At 28.6% G+C, this 1,614-nt stretch carries 2 protein-coding genes; one reads left to right on the forward strand and one right to left on the reverse strand.

Going from position 1 to position 1,614, the window contains the following annotated elements:
* A partial coding sequence (locus VK998_RS05810; protein ID WP_325226489.1) for a branched-chain amino acid transport system II carrier protein occupies nucleotides 1-711 on the forward strand: 711 nt, incomplete at its 5' end.
* A 93-nt stretch (nucleotides 712-804) separates the two neighbouring features.
* Here VK998_RS05810 and VK998_RS05815 read toward each other — a convergent pair.
* A complete protein-coding gene (locus VK998_RS05815) occupies nucleotides 805-1,593 on the reverse strand; it encodes a hypothetical protein (RefSeq protein WP_325226491.1) in 789 nt (262 codons plus the stop codon).
* Between the last annotated feature and the right edge of the window lie 21 nt (nucleotides 1,594-1,614).

Raw genomic sequence — 1,614 nt, forward strand, 5'->3', positions numbered from 1 at the left:
ATTAAAAAATTTGGCATCAAGAATCCACGTTTGATTGCTTTTGAAACATGTAAATCAGGTTTATTTAGCATTACAGGCATGGCTATTATTTATGCTTCATTAGTATATATGGGAACTACAAGTTTAGGTAGTGTTGATAGGGCAGCTAATGGTGGTATTATTTTATCTATGGTTAGTGATCATTACTTTGGATTCATTGGCAAAATATTATTAGCAGCCATTGTAGGAGTCGCTTGTTTGAAAACGGCTATTGGGTTAATAACTGCTTGTTCTAAAATGTTTAATGAAATGTTTCCAAAATCAATTTCATATAGAAGTTATGCTATTTTATTTACACTTTTTTCTTTTATAATTGCTAATTTTGGCTTAAATAATATAATCCAGTTATCTATACCAGTACTTATGTTTTTATATCCTTTAGCAATCACTTTAATCCTATTGTCTTTATTATCCCCATTTATTCATAAGCAGAGAGATGTGTATAGATGGACAACTGGGTTTACAATTATTGCAGCATTTTTTGATTTATGTAAGGCATTACCTCAGTCTATACAAGAAAATTTAATAATTAAAAATATTATTAAGATTGGGCATTTATATTTGCCAGGATTCGATTATGGATTTGGGTGGGTGTTGGCAGCACTAATTGGTTTTGTTATAGGATTGATGATATGGAGAATTGGAAGAAGATATTTTAGTGTAACAGAATAACCGATATTCTTCAATAACTAATGAAAATTGTAGTTATGAAACTAGGGTGATTTTTTATGCTCTGTAAACTAAGAACCTTTACAGAGCATAAAATTAATATTGTCCTAATAACCCTTTGTTTTTTGCCAATTTAACACATTGATTAAAAACCACTAAACCTATACTAAAGTATAGAATGGAGTTTCCTATCATCATTCCATAGTCTAGTAAAGAAAAATCTGAAAGAGAATGCCCTCCAAATACCATCATATAAACTTTCTCAACGGCAAGTCGAAAAGGAAGAACAGTTGTAACCAATCGATTTGTATTTCCCATAAGTAAAGCTATTAAAAAATATTGGATAACATTTAATAAAGATTGTACTTTTTTGAAAATGAGAGCTAATCCGCCACATACTAGTCCTATACCTAATATGCTAAAGATACCTATAAATATAGGAACTATAATGGAAAATATATTGATATCAATCCAATAACCAGTTGAATTCATTATAATAAAAAGTAAAATAATGGAGATTAAATAATCTAATAATAAATTTGCAAAACTTCTGGTGGTTAATATAAATGCTAGACTAATGTCAGACATATTTAATTGTTCTAATGTGCCTCTATTAGCATCACTTACTATAGTATAAGCTATATCTGAATAAGCCATCATCATAATAGTCCATAAGAAATATCCAATTATAAATCCTTCCAAGGTATCTTCCATATTTATAGGAGATACTCCCATTTGAATACCAAAGCCTTTAATTCCTGCAAACATTGCCATGAATAATATATACAAAATTAATATATTTGAAAATGTATTAAACTTATATCTAAACCGTTCTTTAAAGACTTTTTCTAAGGATACTTTAAATAGGTAAAAAAATTTTTTCAATTAATTCCCCTCCTCACTAGT

The organism is Schnuerera sp., assembly GCF_035459645.1.
GTDB lineage: Bacteria > Bacillota > Clostridia > Tissierellales > Tepidimicrobiaceae > Schnuerera.